Origin of the sequence: Polycladomyces subterraneus (assembly GCF_030433435.1) — a bacterium.
Classification (GTDB): Bacteria; Bacillota; Bacilli; order Thermoactinomycetales; family JIR-001; genus Polycladomyces; species Polycladomyces subterraneus.
Genome location: NZ_JANRHH010000049.1, coordinates 23,525 through 49,625, shown reverse-complemented (window position 1 = coordinate 49,625; position 26,101 = coordinate 23,525). Strand labels below are relative to the sequence as shown.

Genomic DNA, 26,101 nt, shown 5'->3' with positions numbered 1-26,101 from the left:
GAAGGGACCGGTTGGGGGAGGATGAAAGGCCGGATGGAAATGCAAACAACCGTGTTGATCGTCGACGATGAGCCTGACATTCGGGAGTTAATCCGTCTCTATCTGACAAATGAGGGGTATCGCGTGTTGGAAGCGGCCGACGGTCGGGAAGCATTGGAACTAACGCGCAAACATACGGTTGACCTGATGATCCTGGACGTCATGATGCCAGGGATGGAAGGAATGGAAGCATGCACCAGAATCCGCAAAACACAGTGGATGCCCATCATCATGCTGACGGCCAAGACGGGAGATTTGGACAAGATTCAGGGGTTGGCTGTGGGGGCTGACGATTATGTCACCAAACCGTTCAACCCCTTGGAACTGGTGGCGCGGGTCAAGTCACAGTTGCGGCGGTACAAACGATATACCAACGACGCTTCCGTACGGACAAATCTGCTTTCCATTGGTGCGGTAACCCTTCATCCCGAGAAGCGCCAGGTATGGGTTCACGGTCAACCCGTTCACCTGACACCTCGCGAATTTGATATTTTGGCATTGCTGTTTCGTCATCCCGGAGTGGTGTTTCGGTCGGAAGAGATCTATGAACGGGTGTGGGGGGAACCGATGCTGTCCTCCAACAATACGATCATGGTACATATTCGAAAAATCCGCGAAAAGATCGAGGATGACCCCAAAAACCCCGCGATTGTGCTTACGGTTTGGGGGGTGGGATACAAGGCGGCGGCCGATTCCCATCCAGGTCGCGATGAATGATCCGAAACAGAGGAAAAGCCGTCTTGTGATCCGCTGGATTAGAAAAATGTGGTCTCGCCTGCGAACCCGGATGATCGTCGTGTTTCTGATCAGTTTGGCGGCTATGTTGGTGGGGGGAACGATAGGGGAGAAACTTACCATCAGAGAGAAACGCTATTACTACTACCCGGGAGAAGAGGAAATAACCCATATCTTCTTGTCACATTATGCCCGGGAAATGTCACAGATCCGAGCAGCCAAGCGCAACACATGGTTGAACAGCCTGGAACAAACCAGTCGGATGAGACTGCGCGTGTTGGATCATAATGGAAGTCTGCTTTATCAGTCGGCGCATGCACCCAGGAGAAGAGAAAATATTCACAACCTGTTTTTTCGTATGATGCGTCAATCGGATGATTTGAGTACTAGTGGTGGAGTTCAGAACTTGACGTTTGTCTATCCGTTCTATCTCGATCATCAACCGGTCTATTTGGTGGCCGATTGGAGGGGAAACGGGCAACCGGTTGGCCAGGGAAATCCGTTGATGAGTTTTTGCTCCGGTATTTTGTCTTTCTGGCTTGTGTACCACTTGCTGACCAGGGGGAAACTACGGCAAATTGCCGCTATGTCCCGCGGTGTCCAGGAGATTGCCCAAGGCAGGTGGGAAACACGTGTGCCTGAAAAAGGCGACGATGAATTGGGTATTTTGGGCCGACATATCAACGAAATGGCAAGAAAGCTGAAAGAAAGCCGAGAGAAGGAAAAACGCTTGGACGAACAGCGTCATGAGTTGATCACTAGTATTTCCCATGATCTCAGAACACCGTTGACTTCCATGATCGGATACCTCCTCTGGATACGGGATCACCCTGATGTGTCCGAAACCGAGATCCGTCGCTATGCGGGAATCGGGCTTTCCAAAGCCCAAAGTATGAAGAGATTGATCGAAGATTTATTCGACTACGCCAAGTGGACACATCATCAAGTGCCGATCCGGAAAACCCGTCTGTCTTTCAACCGACTGATCGAACAGCTGGCAGAGGAGACCATTCCCCTCGCCGAACGGGAACAAATGAGCATCCGGCTTGATTTGTGTGAAGACCCGTTGGAATTGGATGGCGATCCCGACTTGTTGGTGCGGATGTTGGACAATGTCTTTCACAATGCTCTCCAGCACGGCATCCGGCCGGGCGAGATGGTGATCACCACGGTAAGGGAAGGGGATATGGCAGTTTTAAAGGTGAAAAATATGGCTGATCCCTTGCCGAAAGAAATACTGAACCGATTATTTGACGTATTTGTCACCGGGGAGCGATCCCGATCATGGGGATCGGGTGTCGGCTTGGCCATCGTCAGGATGATTGCGGAAATGCACGGGGGATACGTGACGGCCACGCAGGATCAAGGGAGTTTGATGATCCAGTTTCGCCTGCCGCTGCTGCGCAGATGAACATACCAGTCCGTGTTTCAGTTGGGATAGTGGAAGCTGATATCAGTGAGACAGGGGGCGCCAAAGTGAATGAATAGTTGACGGGAAACCAAGCAAATGCTAGTTTTTAAAAGATATTTGACTGTTAACGGGGTTTGCATTCAGGATGCGGGAACGTTACACTTTTTAAAAGGAAGCCGCCATCGAGGGAGGAAACAACAACATGCGTCTGCGCTCTTTTCAATTATCCGATGCACACGATGTGTCAGAAATTTGGAAACTGAACACATCCGCAAAGCCGGAGGCGGAAACGCTGCAGGTACTCACTCAGCAGTTGGCTCGTGACCGCGATTTGGTGCTGGTGGCGGAAGTGGATAACCGGGTGGTGGGTGCGATCGTTGGCGTGCAGGATGGAACCAGCGGTTTTTTCTACTGTTTAGCCGTTCATCCTTCTTATCAACGCCGGGGAATCGGTCGCAGTCTCATCCGCGCTTTGGAAGAGCGGTTACGTAAAAAAGGGGTCAAACGGTTGTGGATCACAGTGGACCCCGGCACGGAAAAATTGCTTCCGTTCTATCAGCATCTGGGTTACAGTAATACGTGTTCCAGTTTGCTGGAAAAGGATTTATTTGAGGAATGCATCGAATGGCGAAAACAAGCTTAAACGGACTTAATTGAATTTTTATTAGGAACGAGCGGGAAAACCCAGCCCTTCAGGGTTGGGATGATAGCGAGCGTCGGACGAGGGAGGGCTTCAGCCCTCTCGCAAGTCCTACAAGATTTTGGTACGATCAAGTAGTGCGAAAACACTTAAAACTACTACGAATGCGAAAACTCGCCAAACGAAATCACCCAGGCTTGGACGAAGCCATCGTGGATGGATGTGGGTTGCCACGCCAGATGAAGCGAGAAGCCCACGGCGACCAAAGGGAGTGCCCCTAGTGCTTTAGCCGTGTGAAGCTAGCCAACGTTTTTCAACTCGATGGGTCTGTCCGGGTATACGGACGGACTTTTTTGTTTTCCGCAAATTTTTTTTATTTCAGAGCAGGATTGAGGCCAAAAATAGCCAATTCATTATATGGGAGGTGGAAAAAATGGGGAAAGGGCAAAAAGCCTGGTTTGAACAAGTGGCAAATTCGCTGGATCCGGTATTGGTTCATGAATTGAGACGCCTCCGGGAACAAGACGACGACAAAGCGACGGTTCCGGTGATTATCCGGTTGAAGAAGGATCTGGAAGACGAGAAAAAAGAGCATGTGTTTCAGTTGTGCCAAGAAGGGGAATGCAACGCTGTTCATGGTGAATTGGAGCTGGTGCACGGGTTGTATGGCCACCTTCATCCCGAGACCATCCGGCAACTGGTGGAGCATGAAGCGGTGGACCGTATTTTCCATGACCGGGAAGTGCGGGCGTTTTTGGACGTAGCTACCCGATCGATCGGTTCTCGCGATGTGCAGGCAAAACTGGAATACACGGGTAAAGGCGTCACCATCGCCATCGTGGACACCGGCATCTATCCGCATGCGGATTTGACTCGCCCCAAAAACCGCATCCTGAAGTTTGTCGACTTGGTAAACGGAAAAACCGAGCCATACGACGACCAGGGACACGGTACGCATTGTGCGGGAGATGCGGCTGGAAATGGTTATCAATCAGAAGGGTTGTATACGGCCCCTGCACCGGAAGCCAACCTGGTTGGCGTCAAGGTATTGGACGGAAACGGTAGCGGTCAATTGTCCACGGTGATCCGCGGGATTGAGTGGTGTGTGAAAAACAAGCAGAAGTACAACATTCGTGTCCTTTCGCTTTCCCTGGGTGCGCCTGCGTTTGAATCGTACCGGGACGACCCGGTGGCTCAGGCCGTGGAAAAAGCGTGGCACAGCGGTATTGTCGTGTGTGCGGCCGCAGGCAACGATGGCCCGTACCCGATGACGATCAGCACGCCCGGTCTGGACCCGATGATCATCACAGTGGGGGCGGCCGACGACCATAACACCGTCACGCGCGGAGATGACGAAAAAGCCTCCTTCTCCAGCCGTGGTCCGACCATCGATATGCTGGTCAAACCGGATGTGTATGCGCCGGGTACGGATATCGTATCTCTGTCTGCGCCGGGTTCGCAGTTGGAGAAACAATTGCCGGAAAACCGCGTGGGAGAGCATTACATCCGCCTGTCCGGCACCTCGATGGCCACACCGATTTGTGCGGGTGTCGTAGCACAGTTGCTGGAGGCCAATCCGTATCTCAGCCCCAACGACGTCAAGAGTATCCTGATGTCCACCTCTCAGGAAATGTCCGGTGACCAAGCTGGATACCTTGATGTACGTAAAGCGGTGGCGTTGGCCAAGAAGTATCTGGAATTCCAAAAACCGACGGTTTCCCAGACGTGAGTTTTGGAAAAAAAAAGTGGTCCATTGAGCTTTTCGAGTGGGACCTGACCAAGATACTCCCTCTGCTTGCCGGCAGAGGTTTTTTTTATGTTTTGACAGTGGTTGTGAACGCGCCGCCCAGTTCTTTTGAGCGTTCTTTGGCACGGAATATGGCCGATTGAACCGCCTTATCGAATTGATACTGGCGGAGCGTTTCCAACCCGGCCATAGTTGTGCCGCCTGGAGAGGTGACTTTGCGTCTCAGTTCCGCCGGTTCCTCCTTGGTTTCCATCAGCATGTGAGCCGCTCCCAACAATGTCTGCAGAGTGAGTTGCCGTGCAATGTCGGCGTTGAGGCCGGCTTCGACCCCTGCTTGTTGCATCGCCTCCACCATGTAGTAAATATAAGCGGGACCACTTCCGGATAAGCCTGTCACCGTGTCCATGGCTTCTTCCGACACCTCCACGACGATGCCGATAGCCTGGAACAGGTGGCGTGCCGATTCCATGTTTTCACGTGTGGCCCAGCGTCCTTGGCAAATGGCTGTTGCCGACAGGCCAATCGTACAGGAGGTATTGGGCATGGAGCGGATCACCGCGGTGCCTTCCTTCAGATGGTGCTCGATGAACGTGGTAGAAATGCCGGCTGCCACGGAGATCACCAGTTGATCGGTGCGGATCATGGGTCCCCATTGTGTGAGGGCGTCAGGGATGTCTTTCGGCTTGGCGGCAAGTATGACGATATCCGATTGGAGAACGGCGTCCCCTTTGTTTTCGGGAATCTGGACACCGTACTCCCGGTTCAGGTATGCTAATCGGGCCCGGTTCTGCCGATTGATGACCATGATCTGTTTGGGTTCGGCCATGCCCTTTTTTAGCAGCCCAGAAATCATGGCCTCTGCCATCGATCCCGCACCGATAAAACAGTATCGAACCTGTTGTTCCATCGTGATTCCTCCTTTTTTCAGCCGGAAAATAAAAAAACCCCTTTCGTCCAAGGACGAAAGAGGATTTCTTTCGCGGTACCACCTTGATTGACGCCCCAGTGGCGCCCACCTCTGCCGCGGTCTGAAACCGCGCAACCTTGATAACGGAGCGTGCTCCGGTTCCGGTTTGTCACCGTCCGCTACGGGGGTGGGTTCGGGTCGGCATCCCGGCGGAACCTTTCAGCCTGTGGGTTCCGCTCTCTGAGACGGTAGCACGGCCTTACTAGCCCCCGTCATCGCGTTTATGTAATCGATCCTGTGTTGTTCCATATATTATGAACGGGAATGAAGGAAAATGTCAAGGGGAATAAATGATTAAAAAATGGAAGATCTGGGCGGTTTTCAAAGATTTTGTGTTTTCTTGTTTTACTATTCATCCAATTTGGCAATAAAGAGAATGGATGGAGGCATCGACGGATGAACAAGGGTGACATCGTTCGCATTGAAAGTTGGAAACATGACGGTAGCCTGCATCGTGTGTGGAAGAAGTCCGTGGTACTTTCCCCTGGTGAGCCGCTCATTCTCGCAAACCACGATGTTGAAGTCGTCGAGTCAGACGGGCAGGAGTGGGTTTCTCCGGGACTAGCGATTTGCCAGTTTCATAGATATGAGTGGTTTCATACGATACTACTGTTTGATGAACAGGAGAAGCCCTGCCGATACTACACCAACATTGCGTCCCCCTGTCGAATCGAAAACGGTGTAATCTCATACATCGACTACGATTTGGATATGATCGCCGATGTCGATCTTCGGTATCGGTGGGTGGATCATGATGAGTTTGAAGTAAATCGGCGGAAAATGGGCTATCCGAAAGAGGTCGTCTGTGAAGTAGAGCGGGCGGTTAAACGTTTGGAAGAGCGGATCAGGCGTCGGGAAGCGCCATTTACTCCTTCATTTGCGAGAAAGTGGTATCATCAATATCTTCTTTTAAAAAAACGATTGATGGAGTGAAGTGAAGCCAAATGAAGTGGCGCAACACCCGTTGGTTCCGTTGGATTCGCATGATGGTGATGAGTGTTTTGGTGGCGCTGGCTGTCAATCAATTCGGCGTCGCGTTATCCGTCGTCAACGGAACCTCGATGCAGCCGACCCTGGAAAACGGTGACCGATTGCTTGTCAACAAATTTTACTTTTTGTTTGAGAAGCCGAAAGTGGGGGATGTGATCACCTTTGAAGACCCGTCACAAAAAGGACGATATCTGGTGAAACGGGTGATTGGCACACCCGGAGACCGGATTGAAATTAAAAATGGCGCGGTCTATCGGAACGGGATACGGGTAAACGAACCTTATGCGAAATGTCCGGTGGAAGACGGTAATTTCGGACCGGTGATGGTCAAACCAGGAACCGTGTTCGTCATGGGAGACAATCGACAGCGGTTCGCTAGCAGAGACAGTCGCTACGAGAGCGTCGGTTTGGTACCGTACCATTTGATCAACGGAAAAGTGGAGTTGATCTTGTATCGCCCCTCATTGGAAGCCTTTTTGTAACGAAAAGGGAAACATAGGAAGGGAATCAATTTGCAATAATAGCAAAAGTCAAAAAGAGTTCACAAATTGATTTCCCGAAATTCGTCAAATGGCTCATAATAGTGAAAGTGTGAGCGTTCCGATTCGGAAGTATACCAAAAAACAATTGAGGGTTCGAGAGGGGATTATTTCCGATACCCCTGGAAAATTCAGGGGCTCTTGAAGACTTTAAGAAAATAAAAGGTAAAAGAAATCAAAGGAGGAACTGTTCAATGGATCTGCTGAACAAAACGCGACGCATTTCTCGCATCTTACAAAAGAATGTCGGTCATCATTTGGTCGATTTCGACGATGTGGCCCAAGCATTGTGTGACGTCATTCAAGCCAATATCTATGTGGTCAACCCGGATGGAAAATTGTTGGGAATGGCCATCGACCATGAAATTGAAAACGAACGGATGCAACAATACCTGCGTGAACGCCAATTCCCTGCCGAGTATGCCCGCTTGCTGATGGAAGTGGAAAAAACCACAGCCAACATCAGTGTGGACAGCCCGTATACGGCTTATCCGACGGAGATGAAAGACATGTTCCGAACTGGATACACGACATTGGTACCGATCGTCGGCGGCGGCGATCATTTGGGCACGCTGGTCTTGTCCCGCTTGAACGAGGAGTTCGTCAACGACGACCTGATTTTGGCCGAATATGGAGCAACTGTTGTCGGCATGGAAATTCTGCGGGAGCGTGCCGGACAAATCGAAGAAGAGGCGCGCAGTCGTGCGGTGGTGCAATTGGCGATCAATTCGTTGTCTTTCAGTGAATTGGAAGCAGCTGAGCACATTTTCAAAGAACTGGACGGCAACGAAGGGTTGTTGGTGGCCAGTAAGATTGCCGATCGCGTCGGCATTACCCGTTCGGTCATCGTCAACGCGCTCCGCAAGCTGGAAAGTGCCGGTGTGGTAGAGTCGCGTTCGTTGGGGATGAAAGGAACCTATATCAAGATTCTCAACCCGAAACTCTTGCCGGCGTTGGAGAAAGCCCGTCATTGAGGCGCACAGGATAGAAATGGCTCTGTCTGGGGTTTGAATCCCCAGACAGAGCCATTTTTCGTTTTCAAACACCCCCTGTCATCGAATCGTGAGGGAATGGGAGGCATATATTGCTGGGAGGGGATGGTTTTGATGCACGTGAGATGGCCAAGACGTGGATAACTTCGGTTGCTGTTATTGGGCGTAGCCATGACGATCGGTGTGTCGGTCAAGGGGGAGATCTCAATCCTGACTTCGATTATGATCAGACAAACGGAGGAAATGGAGATGAAGCGGAACGAATGGAATGAAATCGACGGGATCATGCAACAAGCTGTGGAAAAAGGCGTGATTCCCGGAGGTGTCGTGCTGGTGGCCAGAAACGGCATGATTGCCAAAGTGCGGGCATACGGTTGGGCCGCACGGTATCGAGATGCACGAAAAACCCCCTTGACACAAGCGGTTCAAGCCACGACGAATACCGTTTATGATGTGGCTTCGTTGACGAAATTGTTTACGGCAACGGCAGTGATGCGATTGGTTGAACAGGGGCGGATCTCATTGGACGACCCTGTGGGACGTTATCTCTCCGATTTCACCAGTGAAGGAAAAGAATCCATTACAGTTCGTTATCTGCTTTCCCATACGAGCGGATTGCCGGCCAATTTGCCGCTATTCCAAAATTCCGGTCTGCCGGAAAAACGGATGCGGGTGGCGATGGGGACAAAACCCGTGGCAACTCCCGGAACCCTATACATATACAGTGATATCGGCTATATGGTGTTGGGCGAATTGGTTCACCGTGTTTCGGGAAAGTATCTGGATCAATTTATGCAAGAGAAAATCCTGCTACCACTCTCCATGTCTTCCACCGGATTTCGTCCGCCAGATACATGGAAAGCGCGGATCGCGCCAACTGAGGAGCAAATCGTTCCTTCGCGCGGTCTTGTCTGGGGGGAGGTACACGATGAAAACGCCTGGGCGTTAGGAGGAGTGGCGGGGCATGCAGGGTTGTTTTCCACGGTAGGTGATCTCGCACGGTTCGGTCAGATGTTTTTAAACGAAGGATCATTGGGTGGGGTACGGGTGCTTCATCCGTCATCCGTTCGGGAAATGTTCCGGTTGCAAACAAGTACGATTCCTCATGTGAATCGCGGACTCGGATGGGAGCTTCATCAACCGGGGTATATGGGAGAGCATACTGATGGGAAACGGGCAGGCCACACCGGATTTACGGGGACGTCCATCGTCTTGGATCGAGAGGATGGTTGGATGCTGATCTTATTAACCAATCGGGTCCACCCCACTCGTGAAGGACCGGCCATCGCCATTGTGCGCAAACGGTTGGCCAATGCGGTGGAAAAGACCATTCAATAGTGAGAAAGGACGAGGGGACAGAGCTTTCGCCTCTCGCCAGTCCTGCAACTTTTTGGTATAATTCATTTGACAACCTGCGATCATGTACGTTCCAAAGCGAATGTCATCATGTTGACATGCTGGCTACCCCAACATATCCTATCGTTCAGGAGAGGATTGCATGGGCAGTATTCGGAGGTATCTCCGTTTTGTACGACCCTATCGGAAGCACATTGTGTGGACGATGGTGGTTGGCATATGCAAATTCGGAATCCCCTTGTTGCTGCCATTGGTCCTGAAATATGCCGTAGACGACATTTTATTGGTCCAGCTGCCCGCAGAAGAGAAAATCAGACGGTTACTCTGGCTGTTGGCGGGGACTTTTTTCATTTTTACTTTCATTCGCTATCCGATTGAATACTACCGGCAATATTTCGCCCAATGGACGGCGAGCAAGGTATTGTTTGACATACGCAACCGTTTGTTTGATCACCTGCAAAAGTTGTCATTGCGGTTTTATCATAATCAGAAAGTGGGACAGATTATTTCCCGGGTAATCCACGATGTCGAACAAACAAAAGAGTTTGTCGTGACCGGGATGATGAATGTTTGGTTGGATTTGTTCACCATTTCGTTTGCCGCAGTAGCGATGGCGTGGATGGATCCGTTGATGACAGTGATCGCTTTATCTGTGTTTCCCTTCTATGGAGTGGCGGTCAAATATTTTTATCAACGCCTGCGTCAGCGGACCAAACAGCGTTCCCAGGCGCTCGCTGAGTTGCAAGGACATTTGCACGAGCGCATTCAGGGTATTTCTGTCATTCGTGCATTTCACTTGGAAGCGTATGAACAGAGCCAGTTTTTACAGCGCAACGGGCATTTTCTCGATAAAGCTTTGGCCCATACCCGCTGGAACGCAAAAACATTTTCAGTCATCAACACCATCACCGATCTTGCCCCCATTTTGGTCATTGGATTTTCCAGCTACTTCGTAATCCATGGTCAAATGAGCATCGGAGAAATGACCGCATTTTACGGATACGTGGGATTGATCTACTCTCCGATCCGCCGGCTGGTCAACGCATCCACCACATTGACCCAAGCATTGGCATCGATGGATCGTGTGTTCGAATTGATGGACGAACCGTATGAGATTACGGATCGTCCTGACGCTGTCCCTCTCTCACGGGCCGAAGGCCGCATCCGTTTTGAAAACGTGACATTTCGTTATCATGAACACGCTAATCCGGTGTTGACCGCTGTTGATTTGACCATTGAACCGGGGCAGACCGTCGCCTTGGTCGGTCCCAGCGGAGGGGGAAAATCCACCATTGTTTCGTTGATTCCCCGTTTTTATGACGTTCAAACGGGGAGTGTAAGCGTAGACGGCAGAGATGTTCGCGATTGGACGTTGGCCAGTTTGCGCAGTCACATTGGAATGGTGTTGCAGGATAATATTCTGTTTAGTGGAAGTGTGTTGGAAAATATCCGGATGGGGCGACCGACGGCTTCCTTCGAAGAGGTGGTGGCCGCCGCAAAAGCGGCCAACGCACATGCTTTCATCATGGAATTGAAAGACGGATACGAAACTGAAATCGGGGAACGGGGAGTCAAACTGTCTGGTGGACAAAAACAGCGCATTGCCTTGGCGCGTGTCTTTTTGAAAGCCCCCGCCATTCTGATTTTGGATGAAGCGACATCCGCATTGGATTTGCAATCCGAACGCCTGATTCAGGAATCACTCGATCGGTTGGCAAAAGATCGTACAACCATCATTGTGGCGCATCGTCTCTCCACAATCACCCATGCCGATCGCATCTACTACATTGAGGGAGGACGGGTGAAGGAATCGGGCACGCACGAGGAATTGATGGCCCTCGGCGGGAACTATGCAAAATTGTTTGCTATGCAGCATTTGGAGCGCCACGAGAAAACGGTCAGTCGTTGAAGAAATGAGCGCCCATCGTGAGACGGAGGGGAAAGTAGTGAAAAAGAGATTCCGGGTTCGATATGAGTGGGATATTGTCTCCATCCGCAGTGAAATTCGGGAGATCGCGGGGCAGGTGGGGTTTGACGAACTGGATCAGGCACGAATCGTTCAGTCGGTTTCCGAATTGGCCCGGAACGTGGTTCACTATGCGGAAAAGGGACTGATACTCGTCGAAACCGTGGAACGAGATGGGAAAGAAGGATTGCGTATTTTGGTGCAGGACTTGGGTCCCGGCATCACGGATATGGAAGAAGTGTTTCGTAAGATGGATACCCCAACCGTCACCGAAAATTCCGGCCTGCAACAAGTGAGAAGTTTGATGGACGAATTTTCGATTCAATCTGTAGAGGGCAAAGGTACTTGCGTGGAAGTAATCAAATGGCTGAAAACGGCGAAAACGATACAAGACAGCTGATTCATCGGCGCTGCATTTCCACTTTTACTCCGAATGAAGGAATCGGAGTATCTAAGGTGTGTCTGGTCATTCCGTAAGGGAGCAATGTTTTTCCAGGCGAGCGACAAGCCCTGACTGAGCGAAGACTCGGGAAAACGAAGGGTTGGAAATAGCGGGCAATTTCCTCAAAGCGATGCGTACTTTGCCCGCGTCCTACGCTGACCGTGTCGGAGCGGTCATCAACTGTTTCCCTGAAGGGGCGCAGGTGGAGCGAGCCGGGAAAGCAATGTGGACAGTATTCACCAGACACACCCCTAGGTGGACTTGTCAGCGCCGATGATGTTTTGTTCCGAGCAAGCGCTTTCACGGTGGATTTGTCTATGTTTCCATATTATGAACCTTTTTGGTGTGGCCTTGACGCCCTTCTTTTTGATCAACTAAAATGGGGATGACATCCGAGACTTGTCTTTTCATTGCCAGCTTATTCCTGTTGTTTCATCCATGATGGATCAACGGAAAATATGATGTAAAGCGTTTTCCCGCTATGACTTCACGTCGATTGGCGATCCGGGTGGGGGCGGAAGCGGTTCGCCATCCTCCTTTTTTTTGCCCGGACGCATTCGTCCGACGCTGGATGATGTATAAGTGGGATTCATTGAAACGGATACTATAGTAACTGGATTATGGGTCATGTCCAATTGGCAAGCAGCTGCAGTTTCGATACAGCTCTAACAAGGGCCGGTCTTGAAAGCATTAGGGGACCCGATCGAGGGTCTGAGCCGGCGCCACAATTGCGTATTATCATCGCTGGCGAAGTCCGGCCAAGAAAGGAGGTCTGCCCTGTGGAACGACCGTTGACACGTGAAACGTCCGTCGATCCCATCATGTCGACTGAGCCGTTTACGGCGACTCCAAGCAAAGCGACATGGCGAGATTATCTCAACATCACGAAGCCCGGTATCAATGTCTCCAATCTTTTGGCGGCGTTTACCGGGTTTTGGTTGGCCGGACCTCGTTCGCTTGACCTCACTTTGCTGTTCTTCACACTATTGGGAACGGCTTTGGTCATCGCCGGGGGATGCACACTGAACAACTTCATCGACCGGGATATCGACCCTTCGATGGCACGAACCCGTAACCGCCCTGTAGCTTCCGGACGAATCGCCCCTGGTACCGCTCTGTGGATGGGTATCGTCCTGACGGTGGCTGGCATCTCAGTGTTGGCGCTGGGAGCCAATCCGTTGGCAGCGGTTTTGGGGATGATTGGCTTTTTTGTGTATGTTATGGTCTACTCTGCATGGCTGAAACGGACGACGACACTGAACACGGTGATCGGTGGCATATCTGGTGCCGTACCGCCGATGATCGGTTGGACGGCTGTAACGGGCAATGTGGATCTTCCCGCTTGGATTTTGTTTCTCATCTTGTTCATGTGGCAACCGCCGCATTTCTTGGCATTGGCCATGCGAAAAGTGGAAGATTACCGAGCCGCGGGTGTTCCGATGCTTCCCGTCGTCCGTGGTTTTATGGAGACCAAACGACAGATCATGGTGTATGTGGCGGCGATGATCCCTTCATCACTCTTCCTGTACCATACGGGGGTCGTCGGGAAGATCTATTTTGCCACCGCCATCATTCTTGGGGTTATCTATTTGGTTTTGTCGATCGCCGGCTTCTTTACGAAGGACGATGATCGATGGGCTCGGCAGATGTTCTTGTATTCCTTGGTTTATTTAACGGCCATCCTCTTGGTGATGATAGTGGATAAGGTGCCTCCCGTCGCCGGATGAAGGCGGCGGGAACGCAACCACTGTTTAGCCAAGTTTACGCGATGAGAGAAAGCGAGGTTTGAAGGTGTTGAGACGACGGCAACATTTGTGGCGTTATCTGTTGGTGTTTGCGGCACTGGCGCTTCTATTGACCGGTTGCGGTGACCCGAGGTTGAATACCTTGGATCCTTCGGGACCCGCTGGGGAAATGCAATTATCGTTGATCAAGCTTAGTTTGGGGATCATGATCGGCGTTCTCACCGTCGTGACGATCATTTATGTTTATGTGTTGGTCCGTTTCCGGCAGCGCCCGGGGCAAAACGATATTCCCAAACAGGTTGAAGGCAACACTAAATTAGAAATACTCTGGACGGTCATCCCGATCGTCTTGCTGGTGGTACTAGCGGTGCCGACCATATCGACCACATTCAACCTGGCAAAAAATCCGCCGCAAGGACAAACTGTCGAGGTGAAAGTGATCGGGCACCAGTATTGGTGGGAGTTCATCTATCCGCAATACGGATTCCGTACATCTCAGGAACTGCACATCCCGGTGGGGAAAAAGGTGCACTTTGAAATCACTTCAGCCGATGTGATTCATGCTTTCTGGGTGCCCAACCTGGGCGGTAAAATGGACGCCATCCCCGGAAAGAAAAATCATATGTGGCTACAGGCTGACAAACCGGGGCGTTATACCGGGAAATGTGCAGAGCTCTGTGGCGCAAGTCACGCATTGATGGATTTCACGGTGATCGCCCAAAAGCAACAAGATTTTGATAAGTGGGTCAAAGCGCAGCAACATCCGCAATCCATGGCGGCAAACAAGACTCTGGAACAAGGGAAACAATTGGTGGCGCAAAACTGCATTGGTTGCCATGCCGTACGTGGTGCGGATTTCCGTTACGAAGGCAAAAAGGGACCGGAACTGACCGGTTTCGGCCAACGTACGACGATCGCCGGCTTCCTTCCGCATGACGAGAAGCATTTGCAAGCATGGCTGAAAAATCCGCAAGCCTTCAAACCAGGTGCTCGGATGCCGAAGATCGGTTATTTGGACGAAAAAGAGATGAAGGCGCTCACTCAATACTTAATGAGTTTGAAATAACAGACAAGAATAGCGGAAAGCCCCCTTTGCCGGAAGGGGAGCACATTGAACGGACGTTTGAAGGAGGGACACCATGGGAGCGTTTTTAAGCGTGCTGGTCTTCGCCATGTTCATCCTGGCCATCTTCACCGGCGGTTACAACGACCGCTTCCTTGAGCGGGTACGCAACCATTGGCTGTGGGACTGGCTGACCACTGTCGATCATAAAAAGATTGGGATCATGTATTTTCTCTCCGGTTTCTTCTTTCTCCTAGTCGGTGGCATTGAAGCCTTACTGATTCGGATGCAGTTGATCGTTCCGAACAACCATTTCATGGTGGGCGACACGTTTAACCAACTGCTTACCATGCACGGAACGACGATGATCTTTCTGGCGGCCATGCCGATGATCTTCGGCTTAATGAACGTGGTTGTTCCGTTGCAAATCGGTGCACGCGACGTGGCGTTCCCGTTCATGAACGCATTGGGCTTCTGGCTATTCCTCGCCGGGGGCTTGTTGCTCAACTTCAGCTGGTTGTTCGGCGGCGCACCGGATGCCGGTTGGACGTCTTATCCCTTATTGGCGTTAAATCATTTCAGCCCGGGACCCGGTATCGACTATTACGTGCTTGGGTTGCAGATCGCTGGGCTCTCAAGTCTGATGGGCGCTATCAACTTCCTGGTGACGATCGTGAACATGCGGGCGCCCGGGATGACCTTTTTGCGCATGCCGCTGTTTACCTGGGCCACATTCGTCACTTCCGCGCTTCTTTTGTTCGCGATGCCGCCATTGACGGTGGGATTAATCCTGCTGATGTTCGACCGTCTGTTTGGTTCGCATTTCTTTGATGTGGCCGGTGGCGGTGACCCGGTGATCTGGCAACACTTGTTCTGGATTTTCGGGCATCCGGAAGTGTACATCGTGGTTTTGCCCGCTTTCGGGGTCATGTCTGAAGTGATCGCGACTTTTTCCAAAAAACGTCTGTTTGGATACTCGTCGATGGTGTTCGCGATGGTGCTGATCGGATTCTTGGGCTTCATGGTGTGGGTCCATCATATGTTTACCGTGGGTCTGGGACCGATGTCCAACGCCATTTTCGCGATCGCGACGATGACCATTGCGGTTCCGACGGGGATCAAGGTGTTCAACTGGCTGTTCACCATGTGGGGCGGATGTATTCGGTTCACTACACCTATGCTGTTTGCGGTTGGCTTCATCCCGACATTCGTAATCGGTGGAGTAACGGGGGTTATGCTAGCGGTACCGCCGGCTGACTTTCAGTACCAAGACACTTACTTCGTCGTGGCCCACTTCCATTACGTGCTGATCGGGGGCACCGTCTTCGGAATGTTTGCGGGCATGTATTACTGGTGGCCGAAAATGTTCGGCAAGAAACTGAACGAAACGTTGGGACGCTGGCATTTTTGGCTGTTCCTCATCGGATTCCACATGACATTTTTGGTTCAACATTGGTTGGGTCTGTGGGGGATGCCGCGCCGGGTGTTCACCTATCAACCGGGTTACGGTTTGGAATGGGGGAACCAGTTGAGCACGGCAGGTGCGCTTTTGATGGGCATCTCCATCATCTTCTTACTGGTGAACATAGCCGTCACCGCTCGTCGCGGTGAAGCGGCCGGCTCTGATCCGTGGGATGGTCGGACACTGGAATGGGCGATTTCGTCTCCGGCACCGGAGTACAACTTTGCGCAGTTGCCGCTGGTGCGAGATGTGGATGCCCTGTGGTACGCGAAAATGAACGGCAAGAAAGGCGTGGAGCCGGCCGAGCCGATCGGTTCGATTCACATGCCGTCTCCATCCTATCTGCCGATATTGATGGCGGTTGGCTTCTTCATCGCCGGTTTCGGTTTTGTCATGCGGGCGATCCCGGCGGCAGTGCTAGGCTTGATCATGGTCTTCATCACCATGTTCATGCGTTCGTTTGATCATGATCCTGGCTACCACATTGAACCTGAGGAAATTGAGGCTACGGAGAAGGGGGCGAGAGCATGAGTGATCACAATCAACTGAGCATGGCTCCGGAAATGCCTCATCACACGGAAACCTCAACGTTGGAAGGAAAAAATAAGATCTTGGGTTTCTGGTTTTTCCTCGGGGCCGAAACCGTCTTGTTCGCTTGCTTGTTCGGTACGTTCCTGGCTCTTCGTCATTCTACGATGGGCGGTCCGACCTCGGAAGAGCTGTTCAGTCTTCCGATGGTCGCCGCCGCGACACTCATCCTGTTAACCAGCAGCCTGACCAGCGTTCTCGGCATTTTGGGCATGCACCGCGAAAATCTGAAGTCGATGCTCTTCTGGTTTGGCGTGACGGTTCTGCTGGGCTTGGCTTTCTTGGGATTGGAGATCTACGAGTTCATCGAATACGTGCATGAAGGGCACACCTTCACTCGCAGCGCGTTCGGCTCTTCGTTCTACACGCTGGTGGGTACGCACGGAAGCCACGTGTTGTTTGGTGTCACTTGGATCACAACCCTGATTTATCAGGGGTGGAAAAAAGGCATCACCAAGGAAACGGCGCCAAAATTCTACGTCGCCAGTTTGTACTGGCACTTTATCGACGTGGTTTGGGTGTTTATCTTCACTGTTGTTTATCTGTTGGGGATGATTTCCTAAGGAAGGTGGGATGACCGGTGCAAACGTCGACACAAACGACGACCTCCCAACAGCCGTCGAAAAAACAAGATGGCGTGAGTAAGCATCTCTTGTCTTTCGCCGTGATGATCGTTTTGACCGCGATTGCGTTCGCGGCGGTTGGTTTGAAAATCATCCCGACCCATCTGGTGATTCCTGTATTGTTGGTGATGGCGGCGATTCAGGTGTTCCTCCAATTGTTCACTTTCATGCATCTGGACCAGAAAGGAAGTTTTTTCCCGATTCTCTTCATCTGTGCAGGGATCTTTGTCGCTATCGTATCCGCAGTCGGGATCTTCATGCTGTTGTAAACAATCAAACCTATCTTTGAAAATCTGGCCCCTCGTGTATGAAAGCGCAGTCTTTCGGCGAGGGGCCTGGTTTATAAAAAGCGAGTAGCAAAGACCAGCCCTTCCATGGTGATGAAAGCGAGTATCGATCATGGAAGGCCTTTCATCTCTCGCAATTCCGACAGGATTTTTGTATTAGGCCATGGAGTGCAGAAAAATGGTTGTCACTCCAGATGAAGCGAAAAGCCCACGGCGACTAAGGGAAGTGCCTCTGGTACTCTAACCGTGTGGAGCAAGTCAAGATGGGAATTCCCTTCAACGGGAGATGATAAATGATGCACACTCATATGCACCATGCCGCGCATGCCGGATCGACGGTCGCGAGCTGGTTTCATTGGGAAGCGATTTTGATCGTATTGATTTTGGGAATCGGTTATGCGTGGTACACGGGACCGCGACATAAACACCTGGGTACGACGAATCCGGTGCCTACTCATCAAAAAGTGTGGTTTTACACAGGATTGGTGTTGATCTATGCCGCACACGGCAGCCCGTTGGCCGACTGGGGACATATATCGTTCAGTGTGCATATGCTCCAGCAATCAATCATGTATTTGATGGTGCCACCGGCCATTTTGCTGGGTATGCCGCCTGATGCGGCCAGAGCAATGATCCAGCGGTTACCCAAGGGCTTGTTTGCGTTTTTGACCCAACCGTTGATTTCGATATTGCTGTTTAACCTGTTATTTTCGTTGTATCATGTACCGGTCATTTTCGACACACTGATGAGTCGAACATGGTACCATGTAATCAGCCATACATTGCTGATCTTGACGGCTTTCATGATGTGGTGGCCTGTGGTGTGTCCCGTTCCCGAGTTGGACAAACTGAGCGAGCTGAAGAAAATCGCGTATATTTTTGCCAATGGCATCCTACTCACACCAGCCTGCGCACTTATCATCTTTGCCCGCGATCTGTTATACGCGTCGTATGGGCATGTGCAGGTTTTCGGTTTCCTGCCGCCGATCGATGATCAGCAATTTGGTGGCGTGATCATGAAGATCATTCAGGAAATCGTGTATGGAACGGCGCTGGGAATTATCTTTTTCCGATGGGTGAAAAAAGAACGTGCCAAAAGCGATGAGCAAACGGATGCTGTCGCCGCTCGCATGCGCACAGCGGAAGGCGAAGGGCATACGTGATCAAAACGGGGGTCAATCACCTCGTTTGGCCCATACAGGCGATCGATAAACCTGTCGTTGAAGAGAAAGCGTCTCCTACCGAGGCATAGCTGGTCATTTACTGGTCCAAGAGAAGGTGGCTTTATCCGCCGAGTGACCTGTGAGCGTTTGACCACGGAATAAAAATATATAGATACGTATCTGAGACGGGAGATGGCTATTTATACTTGATTGACTAAGTGCATCCTTTTCTGTTGTGGTTGCCATGTTGATAAGGGGTGGAATGCAGGTGTCGATTTCGATGTTACTTGCTACTGTCAGCACGTCATGTACGGTCACCAGCGCCATTTGCATGGCTGCGGGATGGGTGGCCATCAAAAAAAAGAAAGTGGACGTGCACAAACGCTTGATGTGGCTGTCCATCTTTTTCGCATCTCTGTTTTTTATCCTGTATATGTCACGGACCGTGTTGATCGGCAATACCGCTTTTGGCGGCCCGGAAAATCTGAAAACCGCATACAACGTTTTTTTGACGATCCATATTGTGTTGACCATCCTTTCGCCGGTCCTGGTGATCACTACCCTGACATTCGCTTATCGGAAACGATTTGATCGCCACAAGCGACTCGGTCGACGTTCAGCAGTGATCTGGTTTGTCACCGCGATCACGGGAGTGGTGGTGTATTTGCTGTTGTTTGTCATCTTTCCTCCGGGTCCGACGACCAATCATTTTCAGTAACTTCACATTGGAATTCCGAGAAGCCGATTCCTGCCATCCATATGGTGGAGAATCGGTTTTTTGATGTGTAAGATAATATGACAAAAATGAGAGGTTGCAGTTGATTATATGTCAAAAAACATAACACAAAATTGCGGATGAAATCCGTATAGCGTGAAAAAATAGGATGTAACCGTTTTATTTGTGTTAATTAACTTCACATAAAATTTGGATATCGGGCAAATCGACGATATACTCAAAGTGAGAACCGGATCGGAAGGGGATGCGGATGAACGGCAAAAAGCTGCCTGTATGGTTCGTGGCCGTAGAGATCCTCATCCTGTTCCTGGTGTTCCTGTTGGGAAATGCGGTGGTTCGCCTGATGAAATGGCCCGTACCGCCGGGGCTGTTGGGGATGGGCATTCTGTTCATCTTGTTGGCAACAGGCAAGGTGCGAGTACATTTGTTTGAGGTTTCCAGCCAATTCTTTGTTCGCCATATCGTACTGCTTCTTCTTCCGGCGATTGTCGGTGTGTTTCGGTTTTGGCCTGTTCTGAAAAAAGAGGGATGGAAACTGGGACTGATCTTGGTGGTCAGTACGATAACGGTCTTGGTTGCAACGGCAGGGATTGCCCGCATGACCAAAGCAAAGGGGGAGGAAAAATGATGGTTGGTCAAACCGCTTTACTTCTGGTGTTGACGCTGTTTTCCTACTGGGCGGGATGCAGGCTTCACCGACGAATCCCCCATATGTTGATGAGCCCTGTATTTACCAGCACGTTGATAGTGGCCGGGATTTTGTGGTTGACCCATACCGATTACCAAACATACCGGATGGCCAATGAGCCGCTGACCTGGCTTCTCGGCCCCGCCCAAGTGGCCATGGCCGTTCCTTTGTTTCGGGGATGGAACCTGTTGAAGAAACATCTCTCTTCCGTTTTGAGCGGTGTTTGTGGCGGGACGGTATCGGGGATGCTGACAGCAACATTGATGGGCAAGATCTTGCATCTGAGTACTGTAACGATTCTCTCACTGGCGCCAAAGTCTGCGACGACACCTGTCGCGATGCTGACCTCACAAGCGGTGGGGGGGGTTCCGGAATTGGCTGCGCTTTTTGCCGTTTTGACAGGCATTCTCGGGGTGGTGGCGGGCCCTGTCATTCTTCGCTGGATGGGTATTCGCAATATCCTGTTCAAAGGGCTCGCGCTCGGTACCGCCGGGCAGATGATCGGAGCCGCCCGTGCCTCAAAATGGGGTGATGCCGCCGCCGCCATGGGCATTGTGGGGATGAGTGTGACTGCCCTGTTGATCGGCTTGTTTACGCCCCTACTCATACGCGTTTTTATATGATATAAGGCCATGGAGGAGTCCTATATTGTTGGTATTCCTTTTGTACGCGGTTGTTCAGAGGCCTACTGATAACCCCGGCGACTCAACTGTCGCCGGGTGTTTTTTGAATGGTCGATGGGTGAAGTGAAGTTGGAGATGAAGGGACGGTTTGATTTGAGTATTTTCAGATGGACCGCGGATTACAACGATTCCATGACATTCCTCGATATGTGCGAAACGAAAAACTGCCTGAATTTCGGCCATTGGTCCACCTACCGCTACGACCGGATCATCTAGAAATCAAAAGATATGTCAGACTACGGGCAGCGCAACGAAAACCTGATTGAGGCCGAAAAACTGTTACTGTAGGATGCGGCTGCGCCACCCCTCTACTACGATATCAATGTATTTCTGCAAAAAAGCTAGGTGCAAAACATGGTCCATCATTCCGGTGGGGGAGAAATATTCCCTGAAATGGTGGAAATCCGCAAGAAAAAGAATCCATGAAAGGAAAGAGGAGAGCGCCTGAAACGCTCTCCCCTTTTCTACAGTGGCAAATCAGAATAAGAGGTGATATATCGCCTTATTCCGTCGAAATGGACGGATCGGCTTGCACTTTGTGAGGAATGACTTGCATGAACGAAGCGCGCGGGTCTTTCACGAGTTGGGCCACCTTCTCGGCTTCGGCTTGCTGACCGGATCGTTCCAGCTCCTCCCGGTAATATCCCAACAACTCCCGGATGTCTCGTTCTCCCTGATCATCCAATGGTTGCAACGAGACTTTGGCACCTTTGGCGATCCGGCGTTGCAGTGCTTGTTGATCCAAACCGAGCTCCGGAATCAGTCGTAGGTAAACCCGTCCGCCGGTCATGCCAGCACAGATCCATGGTCCGGGATCGCCCATCACGACGGCCCGACCGTTGGTCATATATTCAAAGGCGAAACCTTTGATATTTGCACGTGCACCGATCATACCCAAATCGTCGCGGATCGGTCCGCTCGGCTCGCCACCGATGATGACATCGGCACCGGAGAGACGGATTCCCGCACGTGAGTCGGCATTGCCTTGCACGATGAACAAACCTTTTTGTGCACCGTAGCAGAAGCTTTTTCCGACTGATCCGTTGATCATGACGCCGTTGGCACCCGGTGACTTCAGGATGCTCACCCGTCCACCGAACGCCGTTTTGCCCACGCCATCCTGTGCACCGCCATGGACCACCATCCGGATGCCTTCCGCGTTGAATGCGGCAAAGCCGTTGCCCGGAATCGAGCCGTCTTTGAATGTGAGCGACACTTCCGGCAACTGGGCATAGCTACCGTCCAGACGGTTGCGGACTCGGGCCCCGGAGACCCGGCTTCCCATGACGCGATCCGTGCTGTTGACGCCTGCATACGACTCAGATACCGGACGATCGAACGTGATCCTGTCCGCCAAGATGGCTTCAGCTTCAGCTCCAACCGCCACTTTGAGATCGTCAGATTGTGACGTGACGGCGATTTCGCTTGCCGCAGTCTGCCTCCAATCGATGGCGATCGGGTGCAACAGGTCGGACAGGTCCACGCGCTCCAATTCACGTACTTGTTTCAACAAGTCGGAGCGTCCGACCAAGTCTTGCGTGCGCGTAAATCCGAGTTGTGCCGTCAACCTGCGGATTTCTTCGCCGAACGCGGAAAACAGGCGTACTAGCGAATTGACGGCATCTTCGTATACGCGGGGAACGAAGCGGCGCAAACCTTTTTCTTCCGCTTCCTCCATCGATTCGATCTGCGTGGCGATCCCCACGTGGCACGTATCCAAGTGACAACCGCGACAGGTCGTACATCCGATGGCCAACATCGCCAAGGTACCGAATCCGATACGGTTGGCTCCGAGCAGCATCATTTTGATGACGTCCAAACCGCTCTTCAGCCCACCGTCCGCCCACAGTTCAACTTGATCGCGGATACCGGCTTCTACCAATGCATTGTGGGCAGCTTTGACGCCGATCTCCGCGGGCAGGCCCACATGCTGCAGAGCGTGTACCCGTGCGGCACCAGTGCCGCCGTCAAATCCGCTCAAGGTGATGATGTCTGCACCCGCTTTGGCGATCCCGACGGCAATCGTGCCGATGTTGGGAACGATGGGCACTTTGACGATGACTTTGGCGAATTTGTTGGCCGTTTTCAGCTCAGTAATGATTTGCGCCAAATCCTCGATCGAATAGATGTCGTGGTTGTTCGACGGCGAGATCAGATCGACTCCAGGCGAAGCATTCCGCGCCGCGGCCACTTTTTGGGAAACTTTGACCCCGGGCAAGTGTCCGCCTTCACCCGGTTTGGCGCCTTGCCCGATTTTGATCTCCAGAAGCAGGGCGGAGTTGACCAACTCCACGTTGACACCGAACCGGCCGGATGCGATCTGGTGTCCGCGCGTACGCGGATATTTGCCGAGCATGTCTTTGATCTCTCCGCCTTCACCATTGAGGCTGACCATGTTCAGCCGTTCTGCCGCTTCGGCATATGCACGGAAGGCGGTTTCGTGTTGAGAACCGAACGACATGGACGAAATCACGAGCGGCAGGTCATGATCCCCCACGCTGATGTCCACTTCATCCGGGTCAACCGGCGTTACCCGATCCAGGTCTAGATCGGCCACATGGCGCAAGCTGATGGGGTTTTGCTTTTCCAGATCCTCCAACTTTTCCGCAAATTCGCGATACGAGATTGCGCCAGAGGCGACTTGGCCGATGGACTTCCATACCCGCGGCCAGAGATGGAATGTTTTGGCCGGTTTAGCTTTTTTGGAAGCATAGTCCTCGTAACGAGCCTCCGCATCTTTTTCCAGGTCGCTCCAAGACGTGCCGGCCCGTTCCGTACCGCAGTAGTTGACGATATTGAGCACATCGGCGATTTCCGGATACAGACCGATCGATGAGAACAACCGGGCATAACCGCGTAATTCGTGAATTCCGATCGTGGAGATAATTTTCTCCAATCCTTTGTTGATCGCGTCAAACAGGTTGGCGGCGGATTTGTTCTCTTTCCCGACAATGGTGGCGAACATCAGGTACGGGTTGACCGCATCTGCGCCCAAACCGACGGCGATGGCAATATCGTGCAACGAACGCAGGGCGGCTGAGCGAAGTACGATGCTGCATTCGCGGCGCCAGTTTTGGCTATCTTTCGGCCACGGAGCGGCTTTTAGTGCCTGATCCACTTTGGAGACAGCCAAGTGCGGATCCAAGAACAGTCGGTCCTCCTGATGGCAACCCGCATCATCCAAGATCAACAGGCTTTTGCCGCTCTGTACGGCTTTGAGTGCCTGTTCAGCCAGCTTTTCCAACCGCTCTTTGACTGAGCTTCCACGCGGATAGGAAAGCGAAAGGCGCTCCGTCAACCCTTTTTCTTCAAATAATTGTACCAGTGACTCATAAGATAGCGTGCCGTGCGACGATTGCAGCTCCACCCCGTCGTTTCCTTCCACCAGAACCGGGGAAGGCAATTCCACGCGCAAGGAGGTATTGGTTTCCTTCTTGTTCAGGAGCGGACGGCGTCCCAACACCACCCGGGTGGAGAAATGCTCCATCTCCCGTTCGCGGTCGATCGCCGGGTTGGTTACGACAGCGACGCTTTCTTTGATGAAGTCGGAAATATTTTGCCGGGATTTGGATAATGCGGCCAAAGGACCGTCATGACCGAGCGATCGAATCGGGTCGCTGCCGGTATCCGCCATCTGTTCCACCAGTTGAATCTGCTCCCGATCCCATCCGAATGCGGCATAGGCTTGATCCGTCGCGGGCTGCGTTTCTTGCGGCGTTGCGGAGGAATGGGGCAACCGGGAAAGATATTGACGGTATTCCTGGAAATCGACATGTTGTTTGGCACGTTCCAGCACGATCTGTTGTAGCTCGTGGTTCGGGATAAATGTCACGGTCGGTGACAGTCTTACACCAACAGTTTCACCCGGTGCGAGCGGTTTAGGCTCGCTCACCATCCGATCGACCGGAATGATGCCCTGCTCGGAAGAGAAATAGAAACATCGTTCGCTTTCCAACATCCACAGCGGACGGAGTCCGAGCGCGTCGACACGGAAGGCGCATTCGTCGCCGTAACGGGAAACGATTCCCGCAGGTCCTTGGGCGAACGGTCCCCATGCTTGACGGTAGTAGGTATAGAGATCCTGCAACTCAGTCGGGAGCTGGTGGATCTCGTTGATAATCGGGGGAAACACCATTTCGATCGCTTCCAGCAAAGAAAATTCATAGCGATGAATCAGTGTTTCCATCACCCGGTTGAGATCTTGCGAATCGCTTCCTCCTTCAGCGAGAGGAACGCCGATCATGTGCGCTTCGTCACCCAGTTTACGCACTGTGTTGATCTCACCGTTGTGTCCGAGCAACGAGAACGGCTGAACGCGGAAAAAGTTGGATAGCGTGTTGGTGGAGTAACGATTGTGTCCGATCGTGGCTACCGTTTGAAATTCCGCTTTGCCGAGGTCGTGAAAATACTTCGGCAACAGGTTAGCCGCTCCCATTACTTTGTATACAACGGTGCGATTGCTGAACGAAGCGACTTGAAGGGGGAAGTCCCGTTCCAACTGGATGACCAGGTCAAACAGACGGGCCGGCAGCCGCTCTGCCGATTCCGCACGCAAGGCGATCTGCCAGAAATGCGGCTCATCGGCACGGCCGTTTTTTCCCAGTACATGGCTGTTGACCGCATCGATCGCCTCTACGAGGATACGTAACCCATTGTCTTTCAGGATCTTACGGATTCGATCCTGCAGGGAAGAGAGCGTCATGTCGCCACGTTTGGGCACGAACAAGTGGGCGACGGCAAACGTCTCTTCATATGCCCATTCCGATGGATAACCGGCTTGGGTCAGTTTTTGGGCCCATAATGCCCGAGGAATGTCGGTCAATATACCGCAACCGTCCCCTTCACCGTTGATGAAACCGGAACGGTGTTCCATTTTGATCAGCGCATCAATGGTGTCCAACAAGTTAGCACGCGTCGGCTTGCCGTTTTTTTCGATGATAGCGACAATTCCGCAACTATCGTGCTCTTCCGAAAGCAAATTTTGAAATCGACCGATGTCAGCGTTGACTTTTCTCATTGGATCCGGTCAGCGTTGACCTGTTCACCTCCATTGGAAGAATGGTCCCTTCCGCGATCGACTCTCCTTTCCACAAATGACAGATTTATCTGAAAACCCGTGATGGGTCATAAAAATATACTGGTCATGCAAGGAGGAAACGAGTGATATGACTGCAGGAGGAGTATCCGGAAGGTTGTTATGAAACGGCAAGTATAGAATAACATGAATCCCAATGGGAAA

The 26,101-nt window shown here is 51.8% G+C and carries 22 protein-coding genes; 20 read left to right on the top strand and 2 right to left on the bottom strand.

Annotated features, from left to right (window positions below):
- Window positions 1-39 precede the first annotated feature (39 nt).
- The 4 genes from NWF35_RS14415 (at window position 40) to NWF35_RS14400 (ending at window position 4,554) form a co-directional block, all read left to right on the top strand.
- Window positions 40-756, top strand: a complete 717-nt coding sequence (locus NWF35_RS14415) for a response regulator transcription factor (RefSeq protein ID WP_301240136.1) — start codon at window positions 40-42, stop codon at window positions 754-756.
- Between the two features lie 25 nt (window positions 757-781).
- Window positions 782-2,185 (top strand): HAMP domain-containing sensor histidine kinase, encoded by a 1,404-nt coding sequence (locus NWF35_RS14410; protein WP_301240042.1) that lies wholly within the window; start codon window positions 782-784, stop codon window positions 2,183-2,185.
- Window positions 2,186-2,387: 202 nt separating this feature from the next.
- On the top strand, window positions 2,388-2,828 hold the full coding sequence (locus tag NWF35_RS14405; protein ID WP_301240041.1) for a GNAT family N-acetyltransferase: 441 nt from the start codon (window positions 2,388-2,390) through the stop codon (window positions 2,826-2,828).
- A 430-nt stretch (window positions 2,829-3,258) separates the two neighbouring features.
- Entirely contained in the window at window positions 3,259-4,554 is a 1,296-nt protein-coding gene (locus NWF35_RS14400; RefSeq protein ID WP_301240040.1) for a S8 family peptidase, read from the top strand.
- Between the two features lie 85 nt (window positions 4,555-4,639).
- Here the strand turns inward: NWF35_RS14400 and proC are convergent, their stop codons facing one another.
- Window positions 4,640-5,479, bottom strand: coding sequence for a pyrroline-5-carboxylate reductase (gene proC / locus NWF35_RS14395; RefSeq protein ID WP_301240039.1), 840 nt, complete (start codon window positions 5,477-5,479; stop codon window positions 4,640-4,642).
- Between the two features lie 456 nt (window positions 5,480-5,935).
- Between proC and NWF35_RS14390 the strand changes: the two genes are divergently transcribed.
- From NWF35_RS14390 to NWF35_RS14315, 16 genes are all read left to right on the top strand, one after another.
- Window positions 5,936-6,472, top strand: a complete 537-nt coding sequence (locus NWF35_RS14390) for a DUF402 domain-containing protein (protein WP_301240037.1) — start codon at window positions 5,936-5,938, stop codon at window positions 6,470-6,472.
- 11 nt (window positions 6,473-6,483) lie between these two features.
- Window positions 6,484-7,011 (top strand): signal peptidase I, encoded by a 528-nt coding sequence (lepB, locus tag NWF35_RS14385; protein ID WP_301240036.1) that lies wholly within the window; start codon window positions 6,484-6,486, stop codon window positions 7,009-7,011.
- 251 nt (window positions 7,012-7,262) lie between these two features.
- Window positions 7,263-8,042, top strand: coding sequence for a GTP-sensing pleiotropic transcriptional regulator CodY (codY, locus tag NWF35_RS14380; protein WP_301240035.1), 780 nt, complete (start codon window positions 7,263-7,265; stop codon window positions 8,040-8,042).
- A gap of 168 nt (window positions 8,043-8,210) precedes the next feature.
- A complete protein-coding gene (locus NWF35_RS14375; protein ID WP_301240034.1) occupies window positions 8,211-9,398 on the top strand; it encodes a serine hydrolase domain-containing protein in 1,188 nt (395 codons plus the stop codon).
- Window positions 9,399-9,558: 160 nt separating this feature from the next.
- Window positions 9,559-11,325 carry an ABC transporter ATP-binding protein gene (locus NWF35_RS14370; RefSeq protein ID WP_301240033.1) on the top strand — a complete coding sequence of 589 codons (1,767 nt, stop codon included), beginning with the start codon at window positions 9,559-9,561 and terminating at the stop codon, window positions 11,323-11,325.
- A 37-nt stretch (window positions 11,326-11,362) separates the two neighbouring features.
- Complete coding sequence (locus tag NWF35_RS14365; RefSeq protein WP_301240032.1) at window positions 11,363-11,782, top strand: anti-sigma regulatory factor; 420 nt, start codon at window positions 11,363-11,365, stop codon at window positions 11,780-11,782.
- Between the two features lie 821 nt (window positions 11,783-12,603).
- Entirely contained in the window at window positions 12,604-13,551 is a 948-nt protein-coding gene (gene cyoE / locus NWF35_RS14360) for a heme o synthase (RefSeq protein WP_301240031.1), read from the top strand.
- 67 nt (window positions 13,552-13,618) lie between these two features.
- Window positions 13,619-14,635 (top strand): cytochrome c oxidase subunit II, encoded by a 1,017-nt coding sequence (coxB, locus tag NWF35_RS14355; RefSeq protein ID WP_435873918.1) that lies wholly within the window; start codon window positions 13,619-13,621, stop codon window positions 14,633-14,635.
- Between the two features lie 220 nt (window positions 14,636-14,855).
- Window positions 14,856-16,625, top strand: a complete 1,770-nt coding sequence (gene ctaD / locus NWF35_RS14350) for a cytochrome c oxidase subunit I (RefSeq protein WP_435873917.1) — start codon at window positions 14,856-14,858, stop codon at window positions 16,623-16,625.
- Complete coding sequence (locus tag NWF35_RS14345) at window positions 16,622-17,245, top strand: cytochrome (ubi)quinol oxidase subunit III (protein WP_301240028.1); 624 nt, start codon at window positions 16,622-16,624, stop codon at window positions 17,243-17,245. Before ctaD ends, NWF35_RS14345 begins: the two co-directional genes overlap by 4 nt.
- 17 nt (window positions 17,246-17,262) lie before the next feature.
- Window positions 17,263-17,574: a cytochrome C oxidase subunit IV family protein gene (locus NWF35_RS14340; protein WP_301240027.1), complete on the top strand. Its 312-nt coding sequence runs from the start codon at window positions 17,263-17,265 to the stop codon at window positions 17,572-17,574.
- Window positions 17,575-17,888: 314 nt separating this feature from the next.
- Entirely contained in the window at window positions 17,889-18,755 is an 867-nt protein-coding gene (locus NWF35_RS14335; protein ID WP_301240026.1) for a cytochrome c oxidase assembly protein, read from the top strand.
- Between the two features lie 268 nt (window positions 18,756-19,023).
- Window positions 19,024-19,473, top strand: a complete 450-nt coding sequence (locus NWF35_RS14330) for a DUF420 domain-containing protein (RefSeq protein WP_435873910.1) — start codon at window positions 19,024-19,026, stop codon at window positions 19,471-19,473.
- A 268-nt stretch (window positions 19,474-19,741) separates the two neighbouring features.
- A complete protein-coding gene (locus tag NWF35_RS14325; RefSeq protein WP_301240023.1) occupies window positions 19,742-20,119 on the top strand; it encodes a CidA/LrgA family protein in 378 nt (125 codons plus the stop codon).
- Window positions 20,116-20,802, top strand: a complete 687-nt coding sequence (locus NWF35_RS14320) for an LrgB family protein (RefSeq protein ID WP_301240021.1) — start codon at window positions 20,116-20,118, stop codon at window positions 20,800-20,802. The genes NWF35_RS14325 and NWF35_RS14320 overlap by 4 nt, the downstream gene beginning before the upstream one ends.
- 114 nt (window positions 20,803-20,916) lie before the next feature.
- Window positions 20,917-21,078: a hypothetical protein gene (locus NWF35_RS14315; protein WP_301240020.1), complete on the top strand. Its 162-nt coding sequence runs from the start codon at window positions 20,917-20,919 to the stop codon at window positions 21,076-21,078.
- A gap of 286 nt (window positions 21,079-21,364) precedes the next feature.
- On the opposite strand, the gene NWF35_RS14310 is transcribed toward NWF35_RS14315, so the two are convergent.
- Entirely contained in the window at window positions 21,365-25,879 is a 4,515-nt protein-coding gene (locus NWF35_RS14310) for a glutamate synthase-related protein (RefSeq protein WP_301240018.1), read from the bottom strand.
- Between the last annotated feature and the right edge of the window lie 222 nt (window positions 25,880-26,101).

What these genes read in the sequence shown, in the direction of transcription:
- NWF35_RS14345 (WP_301240028.1), top strand. Translation starts at nt 16,622, where the DNA reads ATGAGTGATCACAATCAACTGAGCATGGCTCCGGAAATGCCTCATCAC.
- NWF35_RS14400 (WP_301240040.1), top strand. Translation starts at nt 3,259, where the DNA reads ATGGGGAAAGGGCAAAAAGCCTGGTTTGAACAAGTGGCAAATTCGCTG.
- NWF35_RS14320 (WP_301240021.1), top strand. Translation starts at nt 20,116, where the DNA reads ATGATGGTTGGTCAAACCGCTTTACTTCTGGTGTTGACGCTGTTTTCC.
- NWF35_RS14310 (WP_301240018.1), bottom strand. Translation starts at nt 25,879, where the DNA reads ATGAGAAAAGTCAACGCTGACATCGGTCGATTTCAAAATTTGCTTTCG.
- NWF35_RS14335 (WP_301240026.1), top strand. Translation starts at nt 17,889, where the DNA reads ATGCACACTCATATGCACCATGCCGCGCATGCCGGATCGACGGTCGCG.
- ctaD (WP_435873917.1), top strand. Translation starts at nt 14,856, where the DNA reads ATGTATTTTCTCTCCGGTTTCTTCTTTCTCCTAGTCGGTGGCATTGAA.
- NWF35_RS14390 (WP_301240037.1), top strand. Translation starts at nt 5,936, where the DNA reads ATGAACAAGGGTGACATCGTTCGCATTGAAAGTTGGAAACATGACGGT.
- NWF35_RS14415 (WP_301240136.1), top strand. Translation starts at nt 40, where the DNA reads ATGCAAACAACCGTGTTGATCGTCGACGATGAGCCTGACATTCGGGAG.
- proC (WP_301240039.1), bottom strand. Translation starts at nt 5,479, where the DNA reads ATGGAACAACAGGTTCGATACTGTTTTATCGGTGCGGGATCGATGGCA.
- NWF35_RS14325 (WP_301240023.1), top strand. Translation starts at nt 19,742, where the DNA reads ATGAACGGCAAAAAGCTGCCTGTATGGTTCGTGGCCGTAGAGATCCTC.
- lepB (WP_301240036.1), top strand. Translation starts at nt 6,484, where the DNA reads ATGAAGTGGCGCAACACCCGTTGGTTCCGTTGGATTCGCATGATGGTG.
- NWF35_RS14405 (WP_301240041.1), top strand. Translation starts at nt 2,388, where the DNA reads ATGCGTCTGCGCTCTTTTCAATTATCCGATGCACACGATGTGTCAGAA.
- NWF35_RS14370 (WP_301240033.1), top strand. Translation starts at nt 9,559, where the DNA reads ATGGGCAGTATTCGGAGGTATCTCCGTTTTGTACGACCCTATCGGAAG.
- codY (WP_301240035.1), top strand. Translation starts at nt 7,263, where the DNA reads ATGGATCTGCTGAACAAAACGCGACGCATTTCTCGCATCTTACAAAAG.
- NWF35_RS14315 (WP_301240020.1), top strand. Translation starts at nt 20,917, where the DNA reads ATGGGTGAAGTGAAGTTGGAGATGAAGGGACGGTTTGATTTGAGTATT.